This is a genomic window from Streptomyces sp. NPDC050625 (assembly GCF_040654755.1).
GTDB lineage: Bacteria > Actinomycetota > Actinomycetes > Streptomycetales > Streptomycetaceae > Streptomyces.
The window spans coordinates 27,723-51,422 of the sequence record NZ_JBFAIQ010000042.1 but is presented as its reverse complement, the minus strand read 5'-3'; the positions used below and the strand labels follow the sequence as shown (position 1 = coordinate 51,422).

Sequence of the window (23,700 nt, the reverse complement as noted above, 5' to 3'; positions counted from 1 at the left end):
GTGTACTCCGCCGACGCCCGGGACTTCTTCCGGCTCTTGTACCGGGGGTACTGGGACCGCTTGGCAAAGAAGGTCCCGAACGCCGTCTGAAGATGACGCAGCGCCTGCTGGAGCGGAACAGAGGACACCTCCGTCAGGAAGGCGAGTTCCTCCGTCTTCTTCCACTTGGTCAGCGCGGCCGACGACTGCACGTAGGAGATGCGGCGCTGCTCGCCGTACCAAGCGCGCGTGCGTTCCTCCAGCGCCTTGTTGTACACGAGGCGGACGCAGCCGAACGTGCGCGACAGCTCAGCTGCCTGCTCGTCCGTGGGGTAGAAGCGGTACTTGAAAGCCCGCTTCACCGTCTGCGTCATGTCTCACATTCTATCAACTCGCGTGTGAGTGGCGGAAGTCGGTCCGGTGGATGGTGGACGCCGGTCCGCCCTGGCGGTGAACCGGCTTTCCCTGCCCTGCTCCGCAGGAGCTTCGTTTCCTCCCCGGCCTGAAGGCCGGGGTATCCACAAAGGAGAGCCCCGATGAAGAGCCACCTTCGGACCGCGCTCGCCGTCCTGGCGCTCGCCGCCGCGGTCTCGGCCGCCGGATGCGGGGACTCTCATGGAGCCGGATCGCCGGACGCGTCCGACTCCGGGATCAGGGGCCGCACCATGGTCGACGGCGGCTGCCCGGTGATCCGTGAGCACAGCCCGTGCCCCGACCGGCCCCTGCGCGCCCGGCTGACCATCACCAGGGGCGATCCCGCACGGACGATCGCCGAAGCCACCAGCGATGCCGAGGGCCACTTCCGCATTTCGCTGCCGCCGGGCACCTACACCGTCCGCCCCGCCAACCTCACTGGCGCCGTCGCCCCGATCGCCCCACCGGCGTCGGTCACCGTCACCGGCGGCCGGTTCACCACGATCGTCGTCTCCTTCGACTCCGGCATCCGCTGAAGCCTGTGACGGGGGCGGCGTGACACCGGCGCACTTGGCGTCACATCGTGAAGTCTCAGTCGGTGCTCCCGGCATGAGGCCGGGCCAGGCCGTGGTCGTAGGCGAAGATCACGGCCTGGATGCGGTCGCGTGCGCCGATCTTGGCCAGGACCCGGCCGACGTGAGTCTTCACGGTGGACTCGGACAGGACGAAGTTCGAGGCGATCTCGCTGTTGGTCCAGCCCTTCCCGATGGCGACGAGGATCTCGCGTTCCCGGTCGGTGAGGCTGCCCAGTCTCGGATCTTCGGTGAGCTCACCCGAACGGGGCACCAGCTGGGCGAACTCGTGCAGCAGACGGCGGGTGAGCGCGGGAGCGATCACAGCGTCGCCGACGGAAACGGCACGGATGCCGGAGAGCAGCTCTTCCGGGCGGACGTCCTTGAGGAGGAAGCCGCTCGCTCCGGCGCGCAGGGCTGCGTGCACGTATTCGTCGAGGTCGAACGTGGTGAGCACGAGGACGCGGGATCGGTCGCCCGCGGCGGTGATGCGGCGGGTGGCCTCGATACCGTCCATGCCGGGCATACGGACGTCCATCAGGACGACGTCGGGGCGGAGCTCGGCCGCCATGCGGACCGCTTCCGCGCCATGAGCTGCCTCACCGACGACCTCTGTCTCGGGGACCGAGTCGAGCAGCATGCGAAAGCCGTAACGCTGCAGCGGCTGGTCGTCCACGATGAGTACGGTGGTCACTGGGCACCGCCTGGGGATACGAGGTCGAGGGTGGCCTGCACTGTCCACCCGCGGCCGGCGGGACCCGCGCTCAGGGTCCCGTTGTAGAGAGCCGTACGTTCTCGCATGCCCACCAGACCGTGTCCTTCCTCGTTCGCCGGGTCCGGACGGCCGGACGTGGCATCGGCCGGACCGGTGTCCTGCACCGTGACGGTCAGCCGAGTGTCCTTCACGACGATCGACAGGTTCACCCGGGTGCCGGCTCCGGAGTGCTTGAGCACGTTCGTCAGGGCTTCCTGAACGATGCGGTAGACCGTCAGTTGTACCCCGCTGTCGAGATGGTCCACGTCACCGGCGGTCCGGTAGACGACCGCCAGGCCCGCGGCACGCACCCCTTCGCAGAGTGCGTCGATGTCCCTGAGGCCGGGTTGCGGGCTGAGCTCGGGCCCGTCCTGCGGACCGTCCGACGCCTCGCGCAGGACGCTGAGCACGCGTCTGAGTTCGCCGAGGGCCTGGCGACCCGTGTCGCCGACGAGGAGAAGGGCTTCCCTGCCCCGCTCCGGAGCGACGGCGGTGGCGTAGGCCCCCGCGTCGGCAAGGGTGATGATGACGGACAGGTTGTGGCCCACGATGTCGTGCATCTCCCGGGCCACTCGGGCTCGTTCGGCCGCGGCGGCGAGCCGGCTGCGCTGGTCGCGTTCGATCTCCAGGCGGGCCGCCCGGTCCCGCAGCCCCGCGAGCTGGGCCCGGCGAATGCGCACCACGAGGCCGAGCGCGAGGGCTGCGGTTGCCGTGCTCAGCAGGAAGAACAGCGCGTCCCAGACCGAGACGGCCACCGACACCCGCACCGCGACCAGCACCATGGCTGCTGCCATGACCCCGCAGGCCCAGGGCAGCTGCCGTATCCGCCCATGCAGGGCGAGACTGTACAAGGCGATGAACAGGGCGATGTCCGCACGCAGCGCGGCACCCAGCGACCACTGGAGGACGAACACGGCCGTGACGGCGCCGAAGGCGACCGCCGGCGCGCGGCGGCGCCACAGCAGGGGCACTACGAGCCCGGTCTGCAGCGCCAGCATCCCCACGACGGGAAGCCGGGTGAAGGCGAGGCGGAAGCGGCGCGGCCCGTCGCTGTCGCCGCTCCCGGTGTGCAGCAGGTCCGGCAGGCAGAACATCACGAAGACCAGTGCCACCACCGTGGTGTCCAGTACCCACGGATGTGCCTGGTCGGCCTGCCGCAGCCGCTGGCCGGCCCGGGAGAGGCGGGCGACCAGCGGTCCCATCCCGTCGAGGTCTTCGGGGGACGCGGTGGCCTCGGAGGGCACGGAGGTCACTGTGGTCACCTGATCATCATGCAGGGTGTCAGGCGTCGCTGCGCAGCAGCCTGTATGCCGCCCCGGACAGTGCGAGCACAGTCCAGCCGAGGAAGACCAGCAGCCCGGACCCGGGGGACAGGCTGGTGGCGTCGTGGGTCAGCGCGAACATCGACTCGCCCGCGTTGCTCGGCAGATAGGGGCTGATGTCGTCCTGCCATGAGCTGGGCAACAGGGAGACCAGCCCGGGAATCAGCATCAGCACGGCGACCAGGACCGATATGCCGCCGGCCACCGAGCGCAGCAGGGCGCCCAAGGCCGTGCCGATCACGCCGACCAGGGCGAGGTAGAGTCCGGCTCCCAGCAAGCTCCGTACGACTCCGGCATGCGAGAAGTCCATGGCCGCGGGCGTGCCGGAGACGATCCGGCTGCCGAACAGGAAGGCGGTGAACACGCCGAGCGTTCCGGTGACCAGCGCCACCAGGCCGAATACGGCCGCCTTCGACCACAGCACCGGGAGCCGGCGCGGCACCGCCGCCAGGGTGGACCGGATCATGCCGGTCGAATACTCACCCGCTGTGATCAGCACACCGAGGACACCCAGGGCCAGCTGGGCGAAGTTCGTACCGAAGAGCGACAGGCTCACGGCGGTCGAACGAGCGAAGTCCCGGTCCATGCGGCCGGAGCCGATCCCCGACTTGTAGCGGCTCGCGGCGATCAGCCCGAACGCGACGAGGAACAGCAGCCCGAGTCCCAGCGTGATCCAGGTCGACCGCAGCGACCAGAGCTTGGCCCATTCCGAGGCGAGCACACGCCGACCGGTCACCCGGTAGGCAGGGCGAGCGGTCTTGGTCGGAGGTGCTTCCCTGGTCTCCGTGAGGGTGCTCATGCCGGCCTCCCGAGGGCCTCGACGGTCTCGGTGCCGGTCGTGGAACCGTGATACTCCACGGCATCCCGGGTCAGGTTCATGAACGCCTCCTCCAGCGGCACCTGGCGGGTGCTCAGTTCGAACAGTGCGATCCCGTGCTCGGCGGCCTTCAGGCCGATCTCGCGCGAGGTCAGCCCGGTCACCTGCAACTCCTCCGAGCCGATGTGCCCGGTGATGTCGACGCCCGGCCCCGCCAGGACGTCCCTCAACCGCGCCGGGTCCTGCGTGGCCACCCGCACGGTGTCGCCACCCGCCTCGCGGACCAGGTCCCGCACGGTCGTGTCGGCCAGCAGCCGACCGCGCCCGACGATGATCAGGTGGTCCGCCACCAGCGCAACCTCGCTCATCAGATGCGACGACACGAACACCGTGCGTCCGTCCTCGGCGAGCGACGTCAGCAGGTTGCGGATCCAGAGCACTCCCTCGGGGTCCAGTCCGTTGACGGGTTCGTCGAGCATCACCGTCTGCGGGTCGCCCAGGAGTGCCGCGGCGATGCCGAGCCGCTGGCCCATTCCCAGGGAGAAGGCGCCGGCGCGCTTCTTGGCCACGCTGCCCAGGCCGGCGAGGTCGATGACTTCGTCCACTCGGCGGCGTGGGATGCCATGGGTCAGCGCCAATGCCCTGAGGTGGTTGTAGGCCGAGCGGCCCGGGTGAATCGACTTGGCCTCCAGGAGCGCGCCGACCTCCTGCAACGGCGCACGGTGCCGGGCATAGTGGTGGCCGTTCACCGTGACGGAGCCGCTCGTGGGGGCGTCCAGCCCGACGATCATGCGCATCGTCGTGGACTTACCCGCTCCGTTGGGGCCCAGAAAGCCGGTCACCGTACCCGGCTTCACGACAAACTCCAGGCCGTCGACGGCTGTCTTCTCCCCGTACCTCTTGGTCAGCTGCCGTGCGTCGATCATTGGCGCTCTTTCTCTCGGGCTCGGCGTCCGTCGGGTCCGACGCCACACCCACAACCTAAGTTCGCAATCGCCCGGATCGGTGGTACCGAAGGCTGAACCCGGGCGCTGCGGTGGTACCGCGGTACTACGGACACGGGCCGTCTATCACTGACTCAACCCGCCTGACCAGGGATGTCGTCAACATGTTCAGGTTGCGGTCAGGCTGTCGGCACGGTTTTGAAACTCATGCATTAGAAGCCTCAAAACAATGGCAAAGGCACCTGTGGCACCGGGACTTCACCGTGTCATCGTGCGCTTCATGACCACAGAGCACCTTCTCGATGACCGCCCCCTCGCCCCCCTCCGTGCCATGGCCAACAAGGTGCCGGAAGTGACTGTCTACTTCTGGATCATCAAAGTGCTGACCACGGGAATGGGCGAGACGGCGTCGGACCTGCTGGCCCGTTCGCTCGGCCCGGTACCGGCAGTCGCGCTCGGTGGTCTGGCCCTCGTGGCTTCCCTGGCCGTTCAGCTCGCCGTCCGCCGGTACGTCGCATGGGTCTACTGGACCGGCGTCGTCATGGTCAGTGTGTTCGGCACGATGGCGGCCGACGTCCTGCACGTCGGCCTCGGCATCTCCTACACGGTGTCCACACCGCTCTTCCTCACCGCACTGGTCGCCGTATTCGCCCTGTGGTACGCCAGCGAGCGGACCCTGTCGATCCTCAGCATCCGCACCCGCCGCCGGGAGGCCTTCTACTGGGCGGCGGTTCTTGCCACGTTCGCCCTCGGCACGGCGGCCGGCGACCTGACCGCCACCGTCGGCTTCGGATACCTCGGCTCTGTCGCCCTCTTCGCCGCCGCGATCTGCGTGCCCGCAGTCACCCATCGCTTCGCCGGCCTGAACGCCGTGACCGCCTTCTGGACCGCCTACGTGATCACCCGTCCCCTCGGCGCATCCCTGGCCGACTGGATGGCGCTCGGCCATGCCCGGGGCGGGCTCGGACTGGGGCTGGGCCCGGTGACCCTCGCCTGGACGGTGGCGATCGTGTCGTTCGTGGGTTACCTGGCCGTCTCCCGTGACGACGTGTCGGGTGGTCGGACGGTCTGACGGCCAGGGCTGAGGGTTGGACGGCGGGCGTAGTAGGTTTCGGCCGACCGCCGAAGTCTCATCCGCGCTCGCGGAGGTACGCCTCCAGCTCGGCGGCCCCGGCCAGCAGCGCGCGTCCCCGGGCGGACAGCCGGCCGCGCCAGTCGCCCAGTGCGGCCTCCAGCGGTTCCAGCCCGCCGGCCGTGCGTACCTGGGCGATCAGCGGGGCGATCTGCTCCAGCAGATAGCCGCCGCGCCTGAGCTGGTGGGCCACCCGGGCGTCCCGCACGTCGGACTCGTCGTAGACGCGGTACCCGGTCAGCGGGTCGCGGCGCGGGCGCACCAGTCCGGCGTGCTCCCATTTGCGCAGCGTCGCGGGACGGATTGCGAGCTTCTTTGCCAGCGGCCCGATGAACGTGCCGTCGGCCCCGGACGCGGTGTCGGGGTGGGACGCCGTGGCGGGCTCCAGATCGCGCAGGGCGCGCTCCACGGCCTGGAGGGTCCGGCGGTCGTCGAGGAGCTGGGCGTGGCTCTCGTCGATGAGACGGAACGCCTCGTCGACCGCCCCCTCGTTCACCGACCGCATGATCGACGTCGCCGTCGGGTGACCGTGGCCGGGCACCAGGGCGAGGAACGTGCGCAGGGCTCGCGCGTGCAGCGGCGTATAGGTGCGGTAGCCGTGGGGTGTGCGACCGGCAGCCGGAAGGATGCCGGCCTCCTCGTAGTTCCTGACCGCCTGCGTGGACAGCCCGTGCCCGCGCGCCAGATCGATCGGCCTGAGCCGCACGGCGCTTTGAAGGTTTTGCCCCATGGCACCGACGATATCGCGGCAAAGTTTCAATCGAAGGTTCAACGATACCGTTTAAGGCATGGCTACCGACATCACCGCCCGGGCCGTCGAGGCTGCCGCCATCATGAGCCTGCTCCCTGCCCGGCCCCGGCTGCTGGCCCTGGGCGAGCCCACCCACGGCGAGGACACACTGCTCGACCTGCGCAACGACCTCGTCCGGCAGCTCGTCGAGCAGGAGGGCTACCGGACGATCGCGATCGAGAGCGACTGCATGAAGGGCCTGGTCGTGGACGGTTACGTCACCTCGGGCACGGGCACCCTCGACGTGGTCATGGAGCACGGATTCAGTCATGGCTGGGGCGCCTCCGCGGCCAACCGCGAACTCGTGCGCTGGATGCGTGCCCACAACGACGGCCGGGCCGCGTCCGAACAGCTCCGCTTCGCCGGTGTCGACGGCCCGCTGGAAATCACCGGCGCCGCCAGCCCCCGGCAGGCCCTCACCGAGCTCCACGCCTACCTCTCGGCCCGGGTGAACGCGAACCTGCTCCCCTGCACGGCGGAAACACTCGACCACCTGCTCGGCACCGACGACCGGTGGACCGATCCCGCCGTGATGATGGACCCGGCCCGGTCCGTGGGGCAGTCGGCCGAGGCCGGTCGGCTGCGGCTGCTCGCCGACGACCTGGTGGCCCTGTTCGACGAGCAGACGCCACACCTGATCACGGCAACCTCGCGGGACGACTGGGACCGGGCACGCCTGTACGGACGCACCGCCACCGGTATGCTGCGCTACCACTACTGGATGGCCGACACCTCACCGGCCCGCATGACCCGACTGGTGGGCGTGCGGGACCAGATGATGGCCCACAACCTCCTCGCCCTCGCCGAACGGGGCCCGGCGCTCATCCACGCCCACAACTCCCACCTCCAGCGGGTGAAGAGCTCGATGCAGTTGTGGGAAGGGCCGGTGGAGTGGTGGAGCGCCGGTGCGCTGGTGAGCGCCCGGCTCGGCGAGGAGTACGCCTTCGTGGCCACGGCCCTCGGCACCATCCGGCACCAGGGAGTGGACGCGCCGCCGCCGGACACCGTCGAAGGACTCCTGTACACCCTCCCGCAGGACCGCTGTGTCATCGACGCCCCGCGGCTGGCCACCGTCCTGGGCGACAGGTGCCCCGCGCCCCGTGTCTCGCCCTGGTTCGGCTACGCCCCGCTCGACCCGGCCCACCTGGCGGACAGCGATGCGATCGTGTTCGTCAAGGACGTCCCGCAGAACCGGTGCTGATGGCTCTCGTTCACCGCTGTCGGCGACTCGTCGACTGACAACCCGGTATGTGATGGGTGCTCCAAGACGGGAGGGTGCTGAGTTCCCGGTCGCTGGACAGATCGAGCGTGAGTGTGGTGAGGCAGGCCTGGGCGTCGATGTAGGCGATGACCAGCCGGTCTTGGCCGTCCAGGGATGTGGCCGGGGTGTGGATGAACGGGCCGCCGCCGAGCGGCGTCCACTCCTGCCGTATCGGGCTGCCGTCGAGGGGCTGAACGCAGAGGCTGAGTCCGGTTTCGTCGGTGCGTTGAACCAGGGCCGCGGCTTTCCCCTCGGCCAGTACGGTGTGGGCGAGCGGACCGAAGCCAGGAGTGGTGGTGGCGATGTCGGGCTGCGTGTTCCACGTGCCGTTCGGACGGTGTTGACGGTTGGCGACGAGCCACCCGGTTCCGGGCTGCCTTGAGTACATCAGGAGGCTGCCGTCCGGCTGCTCGATGAGGGTCATGGGGGCGGCGGGCTGGGCGAGTTGGGTGCCGTAGTCGCGGGTGAAGGTCCCGCCAGGGGTGGTTTGGTACCAACGCAGGACACCCATGCCGCTTGTGCCGCTGGTGGCATAGAACTCGACCGTGCCTTCGCTCCTGGCGACGGCAGCCAAGCCTTCCAGAACACTGCCCTTCAGGTCGCTCCAGGGCTCCCATCCCTGCTCGGTCAGGAGACGGGAGCTGAGACCGGTGCCGAAATTGCGCAACGCGACCTGAACGCCGTCACCGGACGCAACGAGCACCGGCATGCCCAGGGACCGACGGTGCGGTTCATGTTCGGCCGATGTGCCGTACGGGCTGCCCAGGTCGCTCCAGGCACCGAACTCGCCGGTCACGGGGTCCTCGGCGATGTGCAGCAGGTTGCGCTGCTGCTGTTCGGGGGACGGGCCCACCGCAGCCCTGACCGCGATGACGTGGACGCGGCCGCCGGCGTCGCGCGTAGCGTCGAGACGCGCAACGACGCGACCGCCGCCGGCCGGCAGGTGGCCCAGTGGCGCCGGTCCCGACCACGAGTCACCGCCTGGCCGGTCCTGGGTCCACATGACCGGCCGGCCGCCGAGCACGGCGAAGGCGGCGAGTCTTCCGTCGGACCGCAGTTGGAGCCAGTTGGTGCCGGCATGCCAGCGATGGTTGGTGCTCTGCCCGTAGAAGCGGTTGTACGCACGGTTGCCGAGGGGCCTGTCCCCGCACAGGCCTGGCGGTTGCTCGCAGTCATGGCCGTCCTCGCCGCCGTAGACCTCCAGGTAGGAGAACTTGCGGGCGGCTTGCTGGGGGCTGAGGTTGCGCGGGCGCAGCTTGTTGCAGTACCCGACGTAGCTTTCGACGGCGGCGGGCCGTTGTCGGCCGGTTCGCTCGTACTTCTCGAGCGCCGCCATGGCGAAGAGGGCCGCCGCTGTGTGGTCGGAGTTGTCGCAATAGGTGACGTCGCCTGTCTTCTTGTCGATCACGGTCCATTGAGGATCAGGGTTCATGATGCGAACGACGGCGGGGGAGTAGCCCTGAAGAATCTCGGTGAGTGTGCCGATGAGGGCATCTCGGGTCAGCGACTGCCCATCGCATCGGGAAGGGATGGGGCTGGATGTCGGGCGCAGTGTCGCGATTTTCTTGCTGTTCTGCTGCCACAGGTCGAGAAGGTTCGCGTTCTGTGCGCCCCGGCCGGTGCGCAGGTTGAGGAAGACGAGTGTGATGCCGCCCTCGTCAAGGTGGTTGATCTCTGCTGTGACTCCCCGGATCTTCATGGCGGAGCGCTGCCAGGGGGCTCGGCGGCTGCCGGTGACCATGAATGCGTAGGCGGCCCGGATGCCATGCTGGCGGGCGGCCGTGTAGGCAGGGAAGTCAGGCGTGGCGGTCTTTCGGGCGGCGTCGTCCATGGCGAGGTTGATGCCGTCGCCCTCGCCCGTCGTCAGGTAGACGTTGACCTGGGGTACTCCGGAACGCACGGACTGCCACAGGTCTGGCGTCATGAAGTACAGATCGTCGTCCGTGTGGGCACAGATCTGCACGTGGGGCGCCACGGACGTGGAGGTGCGCTTGCCTGACGACGCGACGGCGGAGAAGGGATTCAGCAGACGCATGGTGTGGAGAACCTTCCTGGTGATCAGAGTTGGGCAAGGCCTCGCTTCAGGCGGCGTCCGAGAGGGCGCTCGACGTATCGGTGCACCAGCCAGGCGAGAATCAGCATGGCCGCGACCACCAGACAGAGCAGCGCGCCGGACGGTGCGCGGGGAGACAGCAGGCTGAACAGCTCCCGGCCGATGTCCTGGTGGAGCAGGTACACCGGATATGTGAGGGCGCCCGCGCCGGTGAGCCAACGCCACGACATCCAGGAGAGTTCCGTCGTGGCGACGAGTGTCATGATGCCGAAGCTCGCCGCAATGATGACGATCACTGGCCATGACGGCACGGTATGACCCATGTACGTGCCGGTGTTCTTCCATGTGTTCAGCGCGAAGGGGAGGGACGCGCAGAAGCACAGCAGGACAATGCCGGACAGCATCAGATTGGGGCGGTACCGGTGCATGAGGTAGAGCGCCATGCCGGCGATGAAGTACCAACTGCTGTCCGGCATGAGCAGGAGCCGTACCGGGTCGTTGACCGGCGCCCGCGCGTAGAGTGCGCCGGCCGCGGCCCAGACGCAGCAGAAGAGCAGGACACGGCGGTACGTCAGTCCCCACCACGCGACGATCGCGAACAGCAGATAGAACCTCAGCTCCACGAAGAGCGTCCAGTAGACGCCGTCCACATGGGGGACACCGAGGGCCTCTTGAAGCATCGTCAGATTGGTCAGCACATCGCTCCACGGCAGTGGGCGCGCGCCACCGGGGATGGCCGCCACGGTCACCGTGGTGGCGACGACCGCGAACCAGTAGGCCGGGTAGAGCCGCACCACACGCGAGACGAAGAACTCCCGCAGCGACTTGTCCCAGCAGCTCATGCAGATGACAAAGCCGCTGATCAGGAAGAAGAGTTGGACGCCGAGCCAGCCGTATGCGGCCACAGGGAAGGCTGAGGGGAAGATCGCCTTCACGTCCGTGTGCCAGCCGCCGCCCCGGGCCAGGTAGTGATAGGCCATCACGGCGAGCGCGGCCATGAGCCGTAGCGCGTCCAGCACATGGAGTCGCCGGGGGCGGTCACCGGCTTGCGTGGCGTCCCTGCTCTCCCGCGGTGGTGCACTGCGCGCGCGGCTGACTTGATCGAACACGGCCTTGTCTCTCCTGTGGGAATGTGAAGTACGTCGCCGGAGCGCGTGTGCGGTCAGCTCCGTTCGAACCGCGACGGCACGGGAAAGTAGGCGGTGAGGAAGGCACGCAGGACGCGGTCCTGTTCGTCCACCGGGACTTCTGCGTTCGGCGATTCGCCGATGCAGAACACGCTGTGGCTGCGTGTGGCGAGCAGACGGCTCAGACGGGTGTGGTGGTCGTAGCGGCCGGCGTTGATGAATGAGCTGGAAAGGGTGGACGGGTGTGAGCGGCCGGTCAGATAGCTGTAGTGGTGGTGCAGTGAGGAGGGGACGGACAGGTCCGTCCTCGCCCGGAAGGCGCTGGACGCGGTGGTGGCGATCTCGGTCGGGTACGTCTCCTCGATCTCCGTGAGTACGCTGCGTCGCAGCGGGTGGGGGGTGTGCAGAAAGCCCTGTGTCGTGGTCCGTTGGAAGTCCCGCTGGAGCAGGGCCCGGTTGTTCTTGGCAGCGGCGAAGTAGCCCTCGTCCTCCTGGGACAGCGGCACGGGAGGAACCGCGGTGGGTGACCAGAAGAGGCGCGTGTGGCCGTTGCTGGTGAAGAACGACTGCGGGGTGAGGGGGCGGCCCAGGAAGACGTCGTCGTTGAAGTAGAGGAAGTGCTCCGACAGGTCGCTGATGTGGTGGAGCTGGCTCTCGATGGCGTGCGAGTTGAAGGTGGGCAGCCAGTCCGCCTTGGTGAAGATCTCCCGGTGGCTGACGATCGTGATGCCGGGCTGGGACGTGTCCAGCCAGTGCGGGACCTGGTCGTCGGTGACGAGGTAGATGTTGCGGATCCAGGGGGCGTACATGGCCAACGACCGCAGGGAGTAGCGTAGTTCGTCGCGGTTGCGGAACCGGACATCCCCGCTGTCCGCTTCTTCGTCGGCGATGCCTGCGGACTTCCTTGCCGCGTCGCGCCGTTCGCGCCACTCGGGGTCCGTGTCGTCGACCCAGGTGTAGACGGCGTCGATGGGGAAGTCGATGTCCCCGATGAGGCGGTCGGTGAACGCCGTCGAGGTGGGATAGTCGCGCTTGCCGATGCGCAGTTGCGCGGTGGGCTTCAGATCGGGCAGGCAGGGCCCGACCAGGGTGGATCCACGGGGAGCCCTGCGCCAGCCGGGCAGCTCCTCGCCCTCGTCGTTCTCGGCCCAGAATTCGACCTGGCAGCCGTACGCCGGGCCATAGCGCAGGGTGCGGCTCTCGGTGGTGACCGGTTTGAAGACGCGCAGGCCCATGACGTCCCCGACCGCTCGCAGCCGCTCGGCCAGAACCGCACCGGGCGCCACTCCCTTGGGAGTGATCAGCTCCGCGTAGACGGGCTGGGCGTGGAGCGCGGTGGCGAGCGCGTGGAGAACCTGCTCGCGGTGTTCGATCTCGACGGCGAGGCGATGGGTAGGAGTGCCGTCGCGCACCATGAGGTAGGGGACATGGTGTGTGGTGAGCGCCTCGGTCACGAGTTCGAGATTCCACTCGGCCATGCGTGCCGCGGAGATGTCGTCTCGTACCTCGGCGAGCCGGCCGGCGCTTCTGACGAGATTGCCCGTACGGTCCGTGGCCTGGAGCATGACCTCTCTGGCCTTTTGTTCGTCCGTGGAAGCCGCCAGTGTGCTGACGGGGGCAGCGATGTTGAAGTGGCGGCTTCCACCGGCGGCGGCCCGGCGGGCCATGCGGTCCGCGCGGTCGGCGGTACGGGTCGCTGTGGTCCTGCGGGCTGCCAGGCGGGTGAAGAGTTCTTCCCACTGAGCAGTGATGCGCTGCGCCGAGAACCGCTCCCGCACGCCTGTGCGGCCGGCTGCGCCGTACGAGCGGCGCAGCGCGTCATCGGCCATCAGCGTGGACATCGCGTCGGCCAGGGCTTCCTTGTCCGCCGCGGGGACGAGCAGGCCGTCGATTCCATGGCGGATGATCTCGGCGGGGCCGGTGACGATGTCGTAGGCGATCACGGGCAGGCCGGCAGCCATCATCTCCAGCAGGACCAGCGGGAACGCCTCGTTGCGGGAAGGCAGCAGAGCCATGCCCGCCTTGGCCCACTCGCATTCCATCTGGGGGGACTGGCCGAGGAGTTGGACGCGGTCGTGGAGGTTCAACCCGTCGATCATCCGTCGGAGACGAACTTCCTGCGGGCCGTCCCCGAAGATGCGCATGGTCCATTCGGGGTGCTCGTCGGCGAGGGATCCGAACGCTTCAATGGCATGGTCGAGCTGCTTCTCGGGCGTCATCCGGGCGGCCAGGACAATCGTCTTGTTCGTGAGGTCCGACCGGGGCCGGAAACCGTCCGGCACGGCATTGGGTATGGCAGCCAGGACCGGTGCGGCCGGGCCGAGGGAGTCGGCGAACCACTCGCTGGTGCGCTCGGTGAGTGAGACGAGCGCGTCGACCGCGGGGGCGTACATCAGCAGTGGTTCGCCGGTGACCCCGCGCAGCTGGGAGGCGCGGTGTTCCTGGTGGATGGTGATGACGTTCCAGGGCACCAGCTCCGCTGCGGCTGCCAGCAGAGCCGGCGTCGTGGTGATCAGCACGTCGGTGTCCAGGGCGGAGAACGCTGCCGTCAGCTCGATGTCCGAGAGCCGATCGAACGTGGGTTCCCAGTCGGGCTTGATGATCTCGCTGGGGAGCGAGGTGAGGAAACGGCACGTCCCCTCGTCGAGCGTGCTGGCGCGCACCGGCCGGCCGACGTGTCCGGTGCGGTCGACGAGATAGCGTCGTGCCACCGCGCGGCCCGCCTCGAAGAAGGGTTCCTCAAGGGTCTTGAAGACGCTGAGCACTTCCACTTCATGGCGCTGTGCGAGGTGCGCGGCTTGGGTGTAGACAGCCATCTCTGTGCCGCCCATGCCGTCGGCCCAGGTGAGCAGGAAAGTGATCTTCATCGGGTGTGGTCCTCGGGTGTGGGAATGATGGTGCAGCTCACCGCGGCCCGTCCGGCTCCGGAGACATGGGCGTGCACCCGCAGCAGCGTGCCGTCGGTCAGCGCGACGGTGCGGAACGGCGTACGGAAGACCTTGCCGGGGTGCCGGACGTCGGTCAGTCGTCGACCGATCTTGACCTTCGTACGGCCGCACCGCAGACGCAGGTCCCACAGATGCCCTGTCCTTGCTCCCGCGGACATGGCGGCGAGCGGTACATCGAACGTGAACCGGTCGCCCTGCCACTCGGGGCGGATCGGGATGATGCTGCCCACGGTGCGCGGCACCGCTTCCGCGGTGAAGTGTGAGGGCGGGAGGCCGGGCGCGATCAGCCGGCCGTGGACGGTGACGCGGTCCCAGCGCACGGAGTAGCCGATGAGTTCGGCCTGCCGGCGTGGGGCGATGACCTTGAGCATCACGTGCCCCTCGATGGAGCGCACCAGCCGAAATACCGTGCCGGTAGCAGCACTTGGGCAGGACGGGCGAGTGGGACCGTCCCCGGTGGGCGTGGGCGGTGGCGTCACGGCGAACCGTGCCGTGGAACCCGAGCGGTATGCGACCACGACGGTCAGCCGCCACAGCCCGTCCCCGAGGCTGAGACCTGGCTGCTGCGGATCGTCATGGTGTGGATGGCACAACGCGGTGGTGGCTGTCAGCAGAGTGGATCCGTCCTGCTGCTCCTCCGGATCCAAGGCAATGCGACGTGACTCCGTGCGCCGCTCCATGTGCAGGAATGCGGACGCGAGTTCGTCATGACCAACGGGAGCGGGCACAGCCACGTTGAGCGTCCCGCCACCGAGCACCGAGAGGTGCACCGGGCGCAGCACCGACTGGCCACGCCCCGGACCACCGAAGGCGGGCACGGTTCTGATCTGCTCCATGCTGCCACGGGCCCGTCTCACCGTACGGCGGGCCCGCGCCGCAAGGGTCACGGCATGGGACAACAGAGCTTGGTTCATGACACCCGATTACCTCTGCTTGCGCTTGACGGTGGAACACAAGAGTGGACACACACTTGTTGGCCAGCAGGACCGCTCCCAGCCACCATCCGTTCCCACCTGAGTCTGTGATCCGTGTTACGGCCGTGACAGTGAACCTGTCGGTTTTCGGCGGCATCCTCACCGAGGCGAAGGTCTCTTGCCCTGCCGGCGCTATGCCCGGCAGCCCTGGAGAGGCCGGGAAAGGTAAGGCTCACCATGGACCCAACCGCCGCCGAACAAGAACTGCCGCAGTCATCGACGCGGTCCCCAACGTCCCCAGCTGAACCCCGATCCACCAGCAGTCGCTCGGTCAATGCCGAAGGTGCCGCTCTCGTCAGGGCCTACCGCGCGTTGATGCCTCACCGGCTGCGCCGAACCATCGCCCGCCGTTACTCTCCCGAGTCACGAAGAAGACTCAAGGCCTTGGTGAGTGGTGCGTTCGTGACGCCCGCAGTGCGCCGCGCGATGCTCTCGGTGCTGGCCGTGCTGTGTCGTTCACGGATCGCGGCCACCGGGGCCGTGGTCACCTGGGCCCATGGCCGTGCGCGTATCGCATTCAGTGAGGTGGACCTTGCGCCGCATGTGGCGCGGGCAGGCAACCTGTCCAGAGTGACGGCCGCCCTGGAGCGCTCCGGCATCGACTACTTCTGCATACGCGGTCAGGAGAGGCACTCCACCATCGTTGCGGTGCCCGTCGGCGACCGGCAGCGGGCCGTGAGCTCACTGCGCAAGCTGTCTCATGAGGTTCCGGGGTATCTGGTGCGCCGAGGAGCCCGCGGCCCTCGTGTCGTTCCCGCCCACCGGGCGCGCGCGTGGCGGGCGGGTTCGGGTGCGTCGACGCTGAGCCTGTTCTGGTTCCACACCGAGCCCAGTGCACAACTGGTACTGGGGCCCGAGCATGCCTGCGAGATCGAGTTCTGGGCGCCGGAAGACGGCATGCTCCGCGCACCGCGCCGCAACGCGGTCACCGAGTCCGTACCTCTTGACGAGCCCGAAGTACGGTCTCCTCTTTCGGACTTCACGGCTCCGGCCGGGCTCCATGCCCCTTCCACCGCAATGGTGCGCACCCACAAGGCCTTCACAGCCCTGCTCCCAGGAGACGTCGACTTTCCCGTGGACGCGGTCTACACCTGGGTCGACGGCAACGATCCGGCGTGGCTGCGCCGCCGGGCGGCGGTGTCGAGCGAGGGACTTCATGTGGAGGCGGCCAACGCGGGCCGGTATGCGGACCACGACGAACTGCGATACTCGCTTCGTTCGCTGGCCATGCACGCCCCGTGGATCCGCAACATCTACCTCGTCACCGATGACCAGACGCCGGCGTGGCTGGACACTGCCCAGCCCGGTATCACCGTGGTCAGCCATCGCGAGATATTCAGTCGGCAGGAGTACCTTCCGACGTTCAACTCGCACGCGATCGAAAGCCAACTCCACCACATCGAGGGCCTGTCCGAGCAGTTCCTCTACTTCAACGACGACGTGTTCCTGGGCAACGAGGTCCTTCCCGAAGACTTCTTCCTCGCCAACGGCCTGAGCAAGTTCTTCCCTTCACCCGCCCTGGTGCCCCTGGGGCCCCGCCTCACCGAGGACCCACCGGTTTCCCTCGCGGGCAAGAACAACAGGGCCATCGTCCAGGACCGGTTCGGCAGGCTGCTCGTACAGAAGATGCGCCACGTCCCGCACCCCCTGCGGCGCACCATTCTCGACGAGATCGAAAAGGACTTCCCCGAACAGCATCAGCTGACGGCCAGCACACGCTTCCGCGGGCCGGACGACCTGGCTGTGCCATCGTCGCTGTACCACTACTACGCGTTCCACACACAGCGGGCGCTGCCCTCGGAACTCTCCTATGTCTACGTCGACGTGTCGTTGCCCAACTCGGCGAATCGACTGGACCAGTTGCTGCTGAAGCGCGACAAGAAGGTGTTCTGCCTCAACGATACCTGCTCGACGGAGGCAGACTTCGACCGGTGCAACCGGCTGTTGAGGTCTTTCCTCGACGCCTACTTCCCCGTGCCGAGCCGATTCGAGAAACACTCCTGAACCTGAACCGCCTACTCCTCCGGCTCCCAGGCCTGGAGCAGGAGCGGCCCTCGGTGGTGTGGTAATCGACGACAGCGGGCTGGTGCGGCCAGGCGCTCGTCGTTGCGCAGCAGGTGGACAGGAACTCGTCGACACCGTCGAGGGCCACCTCGTCCGGCAGCGGCTGCGGGGCACCCACGGTGATCTTGGCGTCGTAGATGTGCAGCGCGATCTCCTGGAGCTGGTGCCGGGCCACGGCACTGCAGGTCTGCGGCGACTGCGACGTACCCCACCACGTCCAGCAGCCGCGATCCGGGCCGGCCTCCCGCAGTGCGTCCAGTAGCTGCCGCGTCGACGCGGCCAACCAGGCCGCCAGGGCCTCGCGCTCCCGAGGCGCCGCCGGGGCGCCCTCCCATGCGGACTTGGCCGGGGGAGCGGAGGCAGGCCCTGCGGCAACGATGGCGGCCCCGCGGCGGCGCCCCTCGCCCAGGTGCCGCACCAGATCGAAGAGCGTCCACTCGGGGCAGGTCGGCACCCGCGCGTCGAGGCTGGGCGCGGAGGCGATTTCCTGTCGAGCAGCCCCGAACCGCGTGGGGACCATCGGTGGTCGCCCTGCGTGAGCAGGTGCTGATCGTGGGTGCGGTTGTCGTCCCTCCTGCGGCACGGGATGCTGAGGGAGCACGGAGGGAAGCGGTGTCATGGATCGTTTTCCGGATACGGCCAACGTCGATTTCCACAGTCCTTTGGACCTCTCCAAGGCCGCCGCCGCAGTACTGGACGCCGAAGGCCGCATTTCCGGGTGGGGAGCCTCGGCCCAGCGCCTCCTCGGACACTCACCGGAGGACGTGCTCGGAAAGCCGGCCGGTCGACTGCTGGCGTCCACCCCCGGGCAGCGGCTGTCGGCCCTGTGCAAGACGCACAAGCCCCGCAGCACCGTCCTGGACCTGTGCTGCCGGGACGGACGCACCCTGCGCGCGGCCGTGACGTTCAGTCCCCTCGAACACCTGGGTGTCGCCGCCACCGTCGTGGTCGCGGCCGAGCTGGAGGCACTGCGCGGCTGGGAGGCGCAGCTGGCGCTGCTCCAGGGAATGGCGACCGAGTCGACCGTGGGCCTGACCATCTTCGACACCGACATGCGCGTCGTCTGGGGGAACGTCTCCACCGATCTGGAGCTCGCGGGGATCGCCCAGTACATCGGCCGGCCGGCCGCGGATCTCTTTCCCGAAGGCGAATTCATCTCCCGGCACCACCCTCCGGACGAGGACCAGATCATGGAGCACGTCATGACGACGGGCGAACCGATCATGGGCATGCACTATCGCGGCCGCGCCCCCGCCGACCCGGTGCGCGAGCACGTCTGGTCCTGCTCCTACCACCGGCTGGTGGACGCCCGCGGCGAGCTGCTGGGACTGTTCGAGGAGTCCCTGGACATCACCGACCGCTACCGGGCCCAGGAACGGCTGTCGCTGCTGGTCCGGGCAGGAAAGCGCATCGGTGCCTCGCTGGACGTGCGCCGTACGGCCGCGGAGCTCGCCGATGTGGCGGTACCGCAGCTGGCCGACGAAGTGCTGGTCGATCTGCCGCCGGCGGTCATCGAGGGACGCCAGCCGCCGACGGGCTCGGCACCGGGGCACAGTCTGCTGCGGCTGCACGGCCGGACCCCGGAGGAGTTCCGGACCAGTCCCATCTCCTACGCACCGTCGTCACCGCAGGCTCTGAGCCTGGCCACCAGCCGCCCCGTCGTCGACGACTCATCGTCCGAGACACCGGGCGAGAGGGGATCGGCCGCCTCGGCCACCTGCCTGTTCGTCCCGCTCCTCACCCGCGACACCGTCCTGGGCCTTGCCACCTTCCGGCGCAGCAGCAACCCCGACCCCTTCGGGCCCGAGGAGCAGACGCTCGCCGTGGAACTGGCCGAGCGAGCCGCCGTCGGCATCGACAACGCCCGCCGTTACACCAGCCAGCATGCGGCGGCCCTGGTACTGCAGCGAAGCCTGCTGCCACAGCACCTGCCCGAGCAGAGCGCGGTCGACGTGGCGTACCGCTATCTGCCTGCCGACAACCGCGTGGGCGTGGGCGGCGACTGGTTCGACCTGATCCCGCTGTCCGGTGCCAGAGTGGGCCTGACCGTCGGCGACGTGGTGGGCCACGGCGTGCACGCGGCCGCGACCATGGGCCGGCTGCGCGCCACCGTACGGACCCTTGCGCTGCTGGACCTGGACCCGGCCGAGTTGCTCACCCGGCTGGACGGCCTGGTCGCGCAGGACTCCGAACCCCACGCGAATGACTGGCTGAGCGACGAGGCGCTCGGGGTGACCTGCCTGTACGCGATCTACAACCCGGTGAACGGCCGGTGCACCTGGGCGAGCGCGGGCCATCCCCCGCCGATCGTGGCCGATGCGAGCGGCTCGGTGGCCTTGTCCTCGCTGACGCCGGGACCGCCCCTGGGACTGGGCGGCCTGCCCTATGAGAACGTCGACCTGAGCTTGTCCAGCGGCAGCCTGGTGGCGTTCTTCACCGACGGCGTCGTGGAGGACCGGCGCACCGACATCGACAGCGGGATCGACCGCCTGGCCCAGGTGCTCACCTGGCAACGATGCCCGCTGGAGGAGTTGTGTGACCGGGCGCTGTCGGCCTTGCCGCCGGGACCGCAGGTGGACGATGCCACGCTGCTGCTCATCCGCACCCGGCGGCTCGACGCCGACCATGTGGCGGACCTGGAGCTGCCGCCCGACCCGGCCATGGTGGCTCACGCCCGCACACTGACCGAGCGCCAATTGGACATCTGGGGCCTGTCCGAGCTTGCGTTCAACGCCGAACTCGTGGTGAGCGAGCTGGTCACCAACGGCATGCGGTACGCCACCGGACCCGTCATGCTGCGGCTGATCAAGGATCGCTGCCTGCTGTGCGAGGTGTCCGACAACGCGCACACCGCACCACACCTGCGGCGAGCGCGTCGGGACGACGAGGGAGGCCGGGGCCTGTTCCTCGTCGCCCAGCTGTCCCAGCGCTGGGGCACGCGGTACACCGCATCCGGGAAGACCATCTGGGCCGAACTGGCCTTCCCTTAGCCGGAGGAAGGACGCGGCCGCGCTGCCCGCCTACCCGAATTGGGATCATGTGCATGTGATGACTTGAAGAACTCTTCAATTCATGAGCACACGTCAGCCCGGATCTGGAGCGGCTTACACCTCGATCTGCTCCTCCACTTTCTTGAGTTGATGGCGAGCCATCGCCAGGTTGGAGCGGGTCTTGTCGAGTACGAGGTACAGGAACAGCCCGTTGCCGTTACGACCGGCGACCAGCCGGATGAGGTGGTACTGCTTCTCCAGGGTGATCAGGATGTCCTCGATCTGGCCCTTGAGACCCAGATGCTCCATGGTGCGCACCTCGGCGCGGATGACATCCGTGTTCCCGGCCGCGGCGACCGTCAGGTCCAGGCCCTTGCCCCCGCCCAGGGTGCCCAGGGCCATACCGCTGGTGTAGTCGACGACCGCCGCCCCCAGCGCCCCGTCGACCCCCGCCATCATCTCCTTCAGTGACACTTCCACACTCGTCATCGAAGCCTCCCCTTTGGTTGTCGGCTGCGGCGGGCCGCCCGCTTGGGACCCGCCCTCGTGGCCGCACCGTAGGCGGGTGGGTCCAGCCCGAGGGGTGTCTCTCCAGAGGTGACACACAATGATCGAAAGGCGGTCTGCGAAGCTCGCCCGATGACCAGGATTGACGCGTGGGGCCGGGAGCGGACGCAAAGTCGGCCGCTCCGGCCCGAGGGTCACGATCAGACGCGGAGCGGCCGTACACCGAGGGTGCTCCATCCCTCGGTAGGGAAATGGCCTATTGCACTGTCACTTTGACAGCGGGGGAGTGGGTCTTGCCCGAGGCGACACGGAATTCCTGTGTGCCTTTCATGTTCACTCGGGTCGCGAGGGCGTACGCGTTGCCCTTCTTGATCTTGGAGTTGACGTGAAGCGGAACCCACTTACCGTTCTTGTCCAACTGCAGCATCACGGTTGCTCCGGCCCGAATGCCGGTCGTGTGCCCGACGAAGTGGACCGTGCGTCCGGCCTTCACGGTCGTGGGGCTAGCCTTGACCGTGATCGATGCGGGATGCGGCGGCGTCGTAGCAGCCACGGCTCCACCTGCGCCGACGGCGAGTAGCGCGGCCGACATCGCTCCCGCGGCGAATGCCCGTGCATGCACGTACATGGCGGCCTCCATCGAAGAGAAGGACGACCCGTCAAAGACCATGATTGTACGGGGCGCTTCGTGCAATAACCACGCTAGTCCGCCGGCTCGGATGAGGGCATCCAAGCGAAAGTGCATAGGTAACCACGACGTAATAGGTCGGTAAGTGAAATAGCCGGAAACCGGCAGCGCATCGCGAGTCTGGTCACACACGGAAATACCGTGTCCAAAATACGGACAAAATTATCGCCCGGCATTTACCTTCATACCGAACAGCGGGCCGTCGGCGGTGGCCGTGGTGGTGGCCACCGGCACCCGGCCGCCCTCCGTACTCACCCGCACATCCCCGGGGCCGCCGTCACCGGTACGTCGATCTGCCGCAGCGGTCACGCAGTAGCGGCTCTCGGTCTTCGGTCAACTGCGGTGACAGCCTTGCCAGTTGCGGCCTCGTCCCCTACATTAAGCGCGGCATTAAATCCACTTAACTGAATACTTAAGCGAGGTCGCCGTGCCGTACCGCGCAAGACCGCGTATGCGTTGGGCCTCCGCCGTCGGGGCTGTCCTGGCCACCATGACGGCGCTGGTCGGCGGAGTGAATCCCGGGCGGGCGGAGGCGGCCGTGCCTCCGGTCCGCACTCAGCACGTCGAGTACTTCCCGGGACCTCTGTCCGAGCCCCGCCAGGTGACCGTCCCGGCGGGCACCCCGGGCCGGATCGCCCGCCACACGCCGACACCGGCGGGCGCCACTTCGGCGGTGAAGGCACTCCAGCGCACCGGTCCGGTGTCCGGACGGGTCGACCTGGTGGTGCTGGGCGACGGCTACACGGCGGACGAGCAGGGCGAGTTCGCCGTCGACGCCGAGGAGAAGCTGGACGCGATCTTCGGTATCGAGCCGTACCGGAGCTACCGCGGCCTGTTCAACGTCTGGTTGGTCAACACCGTCTCCAACGAGTCCGGCGTCTCCGGTGACCCGGGGGCCGACGTCGTCAAGGACACCGCGCTGGGCGCCTCCTTCTTCTGCGACGGCGTCGAGCGACTGCTGTGCGTCCACACCGATGAGGTCGCGCGGTACGCCGAGCTGGCCCCGGACGCCGACATCGTCTTCGTCGTCGCCAACTCCACCAAGTACGGCGGCGCGGGCTACTCCGCTGCCGACCTGCCGTCGGGCTCGGCCTTCCATGGGGTGGCGACGATGTCGTCCGACAACGACAGGTCGTACCTGATAGGCGCCCACGAACTGGGCCACTCCATAGGTCACTTGGCCGACGAGTACCAATACACGGGCTACGGCACGTATCCCTCCGCCGAGGAGCCGGCCGTCGCCAACCTCACCCTCCGCCGCGATCCGGGCGCGACGAAGTGGTACCGCTGGCTCGGGGAGCAGGATCCGTCCGGTTCGGTCGTGGGCACGTACGAAGGCGGGGGGTACTACGAGGCGGGTGTCTACCGTCCGACCGAGACGTCCCTCATGCGCTCCCTGGCCTCAACCGAGTTCAACCTCGTCGGCCGCGAGGCGATGATCGCCGGCTTCTGCGCCGACGCGGACGCGCTGACCTCCTCCCTCCCTCGATCCCGGCCGATCGGGCCAGGTCGCCGGATCACGGTACGTCTCGCACCGCTGACCGGCCTCGCCGACCTCGAACTGACCTGGTACGCCGACGGGAGGCAGGTGAGGTGGGCCACGGGCGAGCTGTCGGTGACACCACGTGAACTGGGCGTCCGAGGCCGCGGCCACGAAGTCACGGCCACCGTGACCGACCACGCGACTGCCATACGGGATCCAGCGGTCCGGGCGCAGACGACCACCTCACTGACGTGGACGGTGCGGTGACACAGCGGCCCGCGTGGGAGGGCGGAGCGCCGTCAGTCGGTCGTGTCCGTCGACGCCAGGGCCGTGAGGGCGGCGTCGAGGCGGCGGGTGGCCTCCTCGGCGACCGGGCGAAGGGCGTCGAGTTCGGTGAGAGCGACCATCGTGTTGGGGTCGAGGACCTGTACGGCGGTGCGGTCGCCGTCGCGGCGGACCACCACGTTGCAGGGCAGCAGCAGACCGATGGATCGGTCGGTCTCCAGGGCGCGGTGGGCGAGGGGCGGGTTGCAGGCGCCGAGGATGACGTAGTCCTCCATGTCGTGGTCGAGCTTGGCCTTCAGTGTGGCGGTGACGTCTATCTCGGTGAGGATGCCGAAGCCCTGGGCGGCGAGGGCCTCGCGGGTGCGGGTGACGGCGGTGGCGAAGTCGGTGTCGAGGTGGACGGTGCGGTCGTAGCGCATGGCGGTGGTCTGCCCTTCTGATCGGCTCGTGTGGCGCGGGGCGGGTGTCCGGCCGCGTGCGACGTGCACATGAGGTGTTTCTCCGGGCCTTCCGGCCCTTGAAAATACCCCCTGGGGTAATCATGTTACCTTCCTAGGTATACCCCCTGGGGTAATCCATCACCGGAAGGGAGTGCC

19 protein-coding genes and 1 pseudogene are annotated in these 23,700 nt (G+C 68.3%); 6 read left to right on the top strand and 14 right to left on the bottom strand.

Annotated elements, in window-relative coordinates:
- Nucleotides 1-353 (bottom strand): transposase (locus AB0I54_RS43170; protein ID WP_363301854.1); only part of this gene is annotated, 353 nt, incomplete at its 3' end.
- 162 nt (nucleotides 354-515) lie between these two features.
- Between AB0I54_RS43170 and AB0I54_RS43165 the strand changes: the two genes are divergently transcribed.
- Complete coding sequence (locus tag AB0I54_RS43165) at nucleotides 516-929, top strand: carboxypeptidase-like regulatory domain-containing protein (protein WP_363301853.1); 414 nt, start codon at nucleotides 516-518, stop codon at nucleotides 927-929.
- 55 nt (nucleotides 930-984) lie between these two features.
- Here AB0I54_RS43165 and AB0I54_RS43160 read toward each other — a convergent pair whose 3' ends face one another.
- The 4 genes from AB0I54_RS43160 to AB0I54_RS43145 all read right to left on the bottom strand — a co-directional run bounded on the left by AB0I54_RS43160 (nucleotide 985) and on the right by AB0I54_RS43145 (nucleotide 4,784).
- On the bottom strand, nucleotides 985-1,659 hold the full coding sequence (locus AB0I54_RS43160; protein ID WP_363301852.1) for a response regulator transcription factor: 675 nt from the start codon (nucleotides 1,657-1,659) through the stop codon (nucleotides 985-987).
- On the bottom strand, nucleotides 1,656-2,921 hold the full coding sequence (locus AB0I54_RS43155; RefSeq protein ID WP_363301856.1) for a histidine kinase: 1,266 nt from the start codon (nucleotides 2,919-2,921) through the stop codon (nucleotides 1,656-1,658). Before AB0I54_RS43155 ends, AB0I54_RS43160 begins: the two co-directional genes overlap by 4 nt.
- 79 nt (nucleotides 2,922-3,000) lie before the next feature.
- On the bottom strand, nucleotides 3,001-3,840 hold the full coding sequence (locus AB0I54_RS43150) for an ABC transporter permease (protein ID WP_363301851.1): 840 nt from the start codon (nucleotides 3,838-3,840) through the stop codon (nucleotides 3,001-3,003).
- Nucleotides 3,837-4,784 (bottom strand): ATP-binding cassette domain-containing protein, encoded by a 948-nt coding sequence (locus tag AB0I54_RS43145; RefSeq protein ID WP_363301850.1) that lies wholly within the window; start codon nucleotides 4,782-4,784, stop codon nucleotides 3,837-3,839. Before AB0I54_RS43145 ends, AB0I54_RS43150 begins: the two co-directional genes overlap by 4 nt.
- Before the next feature lie 298 nt (nucleotides 4,785-5,082).
- On the opposite strand from AB0I54_RS43145, the gene AB0I54_RS43140 reads away from it, so the two are divergent.
- Nucleotides 5,083-5,874 (top strand): hypothetical protein, encoded by a 792-nt coding sequence (locus AB0I54_RS43140; protein ID WP_363301849.1) that lies wholly within the window; start codon nucleotides 5,083-5,085, stop codon nucleotides 5,872-5,874.
- Between the two features lie 58 nt (nucleotides 5,875-5,932).
- On the opposite strand, the gene AB0I54_RS43135 is transcribed toward AB0I54_RS43140, so the two are convergent.
- A complete protein-coding gene (locus AB0I54_RS43135) occupies nucleotides 5,933-6,664 on the bottom strand; it encodes a TioE family transcriptional regulator (RefSeq protein WP_363301848.1) in 732 nt (243 codons plus the stop codon).
- 58 nt (nucleotides 6,665-6,722) lie between these two features.
- Here AB0I54_RS43135 and AB0I54_RS43130 point away from each other — a divergent pair, with 58 nt between their 5' ends.
- Nucleotides 6,723-7,925, top strand: a complete 1,203-nt coding sequence (locus AB0I54_RS43130; RefSeq protein WP_363301847.1) for an erythromycin esterase family protein — start codon at nucleotides 6,723-6,725, stop codon at nucleotides 7,923-7,925.
- A 10-nt stretch (nucleotides 7,926-7,935) separates the two neighbouring features.
- On the opposite strand, the gene AB0I54_RS43125 is transcribed toward AB0I54_RS43130, so the two are convergent.
- Genes AB0I54_RS43125 through AB0I54_RS43110 form a run of 4 tightly spaced genes read right to left on the bottom strand, consistent with a single transcriptional unit; the run spans nucleotide 7,936 to nucleotide 14,949 of the window.
- On the bottom strand, nucleotides 7,936-10,020 hold the full coding sequence (locus AB0I54_RS43125; RefSeq protein ID WP_363301846.1) for a hypothetical protein: 2,085 nt from the start codon (nucleotides 10,018-10,020) through the stop codon (nucleotides 7,936-7,938).
- Nucleotides 10,021-10,043: 23 nt separating this feature from the next.
- The gene (locus AB0I54_RS43120; RefSeq protein ID WP_363301845.1) at nucleotides 10,044-11,147 is read right to left on the bottom strand and encodes an acyltransferase; all 1,104 of its coding nucleotides are present in this window, start codon (nucleotides 11,145-11,147) and stop codon (nucleotides 10,044-10,046) included.
- Between the two features lie 53 nt (nucleotides 11,148-11,200).
- Complete coding sequence (locus AB0I54_RS43115; RefSeq protein ID WP_363301844.1) at nucleotides 11,201-14,032, bottom strand: stealth conserved region 3 domain-containing protein; 2,832 nt, start codon at nucleotides 14,030-14,032, stop codon at nucleotides 11,201-11,203.
- Nucleotides 14,029-14,949, bottom strand: coding sequence for a hypothetical protein (locus tag AB0I54_RS43110; RefSeq protein WP_363301843.1), 921 nt, complete (start codon nucleotides 14,947-14,949; stop codon nucleotides 14,029-14,031). The genes AB0I54_RS43115 and AB0I54_RS43110 overlap by 4 nt, the downstream gene beginning before the upstream one ends.
- 315 nt (nucleotides 14,950-15,264) lie before the next feature.
- Between AB0I54_RS43110 and AB0I54_RS43105 the strand changes: the two genes are divergently transcribed.
- Nucleotides 15,265-17,091, top strand: coding sequence for a stealth family protein (locus AB0I54_RS43105; protein WP_363301842.1), 1,827 nt, complete (start codon nucleotides 15,265-15,267; stop codon nucleotides 17,089-17,091).
- 43 nt (nucleotides 17,092-17,134) lie between these two features.
- On the opposite strand, the pseudogene AB0I54_RS43100 reads toward AB0I54_RS43105, so the two are convergent.
- Nucleotides 17,135-17,671, bottom strand: a pseudogene (locus AB0I54_RS43100) (maleylpyruvate isomerase N-terminal domain-containing protein); the annotation flags it as partial.
- A 97-nt stretch (nucleotides 17,672-17,768) separates the two neighbouring features.
- On the opposite strand from AB0I54_RS43100, the gene AB0I54_RS43095 reads away from it, so the two are divergent.
- Nucleotides 17,769-20,141 carry a SpoIIE family protein phosphatase gene (locus AB0I54_RS43095; protein WP_363301841.1) on the top strand — a complete coding sequence of 791 codons (2,373 nt, stop codon included), beginning with the start codon at nucleotides 17,769-17,771 and terminating at the stop codon, nucleotides 20,139-20,141.
- A 114-nt stretch (nucleotides 20,142-20,255) separates the two neighbouring features.
- Here AB0I54_RS43095 and AB0I54_RS43090 read toward each other — a convergent pair whose 3' ends face one another.
- Nucleotides 20,256-20,630, bottom strand: coding sequence for a hypothetical protein (locus AB0I54_RS43090; RefSeq protein ID WP_363301840.1), 375 nt, complete (start codon nucleotides 20,628-20,630; stop codon nucleotides 20,256-20,258).
- Between the two features lie 274 nt (nucleotides 20,631-20,904).
- Nucleotides 20,905-21,276: a hypothetical protein gene (locus tag AB0I54_RS43085; protein WP_363301839.1), complete on the bottom strand. Its 372-nt coding sequence runs from the start codon at nucleotides 21,274-21,276 to the stop codon at nucleotides 20,905-20,907.
- 550 nt (nucleotides 21,277-21,826) lie between these two features.
- Here AB0I54_RS43085 and AB0I54_RS43080 point away from each other — a divergent pair.
- Complete coding sequence (locus AB0I54_RS43080; protein ID WP_363301838.1) at nucleotides 21,827-23,086, top strand: M64 family metallopeptidase; 1,260 nt, start codon at nucleotides 21,827-21,829, stop codon at nucleotides 23,084-23,086.
- Between the two features lie 32 nt (nucleotides 23,087-23,118).
- Here the strand turns inward: AB0I54_RS43080 and AB0I54_RS43075 are convergent, their stop codons facing one another.
- On the bottom strand, nucleotides 23,119-23,523 hold the full coding sequence (locus AB0I54_RS43075) for a DUF302 domain-containing protein (RefSeq protein WP_363301837.1): 405 nt from the start codon (nucleotides 23,521-23,523) through the stop codon (nucleotides 23,119-23,121).
- Nucleotides 23,524-23,700: the final 177 nt, after the last annotated feature.

Coding starts and splice junctions, on each gene's coding strand:
- AB0I54_RS43165 (WP_363301853.1), top strand. CDS start 516: ATGAAGAGCCACCTTCGGACCGCGCTCGCCGTCCTGGCGCTCGCCGCC.
- AB0I54_RS43155 (WP_363301856.1), bottom strand. CDS start 2,921: ATGGGACCGCTGGTCGCCCGCCTCTCCCGGGCCGGCCAGCGGCTGCGG.
- AB0I54_RS43150 (WP_363301851.1), bottom strand. CDS start 3,840: ATGAGCACCCTCACGGAGACCAGGGAAGCACCTCCGACCAAGACCGCT.
- AB0I54_RS43145 (WP_363301850.1), bottom strand. CDS start 4,784: ATGATCGACGCACGGCAGCTGACCAAGAGGTACGGGGAGAAGACAGCC.
- AB0I54_RS43140 (WP_363301849.1), top strand. CDS start 5,083: ATGACCACAGAGCACCTTCTCGATGACCGCCCCCTCGCCCCCCTCCGT.
- AB0I54_RS43135 (WP_363301848.1), bottom strand. CDS start 6,664: ATGGGGCAAAACCTTCAAAGCGCCGTGCGGCTCAGGCCGATCGATCTG.
- AB0I54_RS43130 (WP_363301847.1), top strand. CDS start 6,723: ATGGCTACCGACATCACCGCCCGGGCCGTCGAGGCTGCCGCCATCATG.
- AB0I54_RS43125 (WP_363301846.1), bottom strand. CDS start 10,020: ATGCGTCTGCTGAATCCCTTCTCCGCCGTCGCGTCGTCAGGCAAGCGC.
- AB0I54_RS43115 (WP_363301844.1), bottom strand. CDS start 14,032: ATGAAGATCACTTTCCTGCTCACCTGGGCCGACGGCATGGGCGGCACA.
- AB0I54_RS43110 (WP_363301843.1), bottom strand. CDS start 14,949: ATGGAGCAGATCAGAACCGTGCCCGCCTTCGGTGGTCCGGGGCGTGGC.
- AB0I54_RS43105 (WP_363301842.1), top strand. CDS start 15,265: ATGGACCCAACCGCCGCCGAACAAGAACTGCCGCAGTCATCGACGCGG.
- AB0I54_RS43095 (WP_363301841.1), top strand. CDS start 17,769: ATGGATCGTTTTCCGGATACGGCCAACGTCGATTTCCACAGTCCTTTG.
- AB0I54_RS43090 (WP_363301840.1), bottom strand. CDS start 20,630: ATGACGAGTGTGGAAGTGTCACTGAAGGAGATGATGGCGGGGGTCGAC.
- AB0I54_RS43085 (WP_363301839.1), bottom strand. CDS start 21,276: ATGTACGTGCATGCACGGGCATTCGCCGCGGGAGCGATGTCGGCCGCG.
- AB0I54_RS43080 (WP_363301838.1), top strand. CDS start 21,827: ATGACGGCGCTGGTCGGCGGAGTGAATCCCGGGCGGGCGGAGGCGGCC.
- AB0I54_RS43075 (WP_363301837.1), bottom strand. CDS start 23,523: ATGCGCTACGACCGCACCGTCCACCTCGACACCGACTTCGCCACCGCC.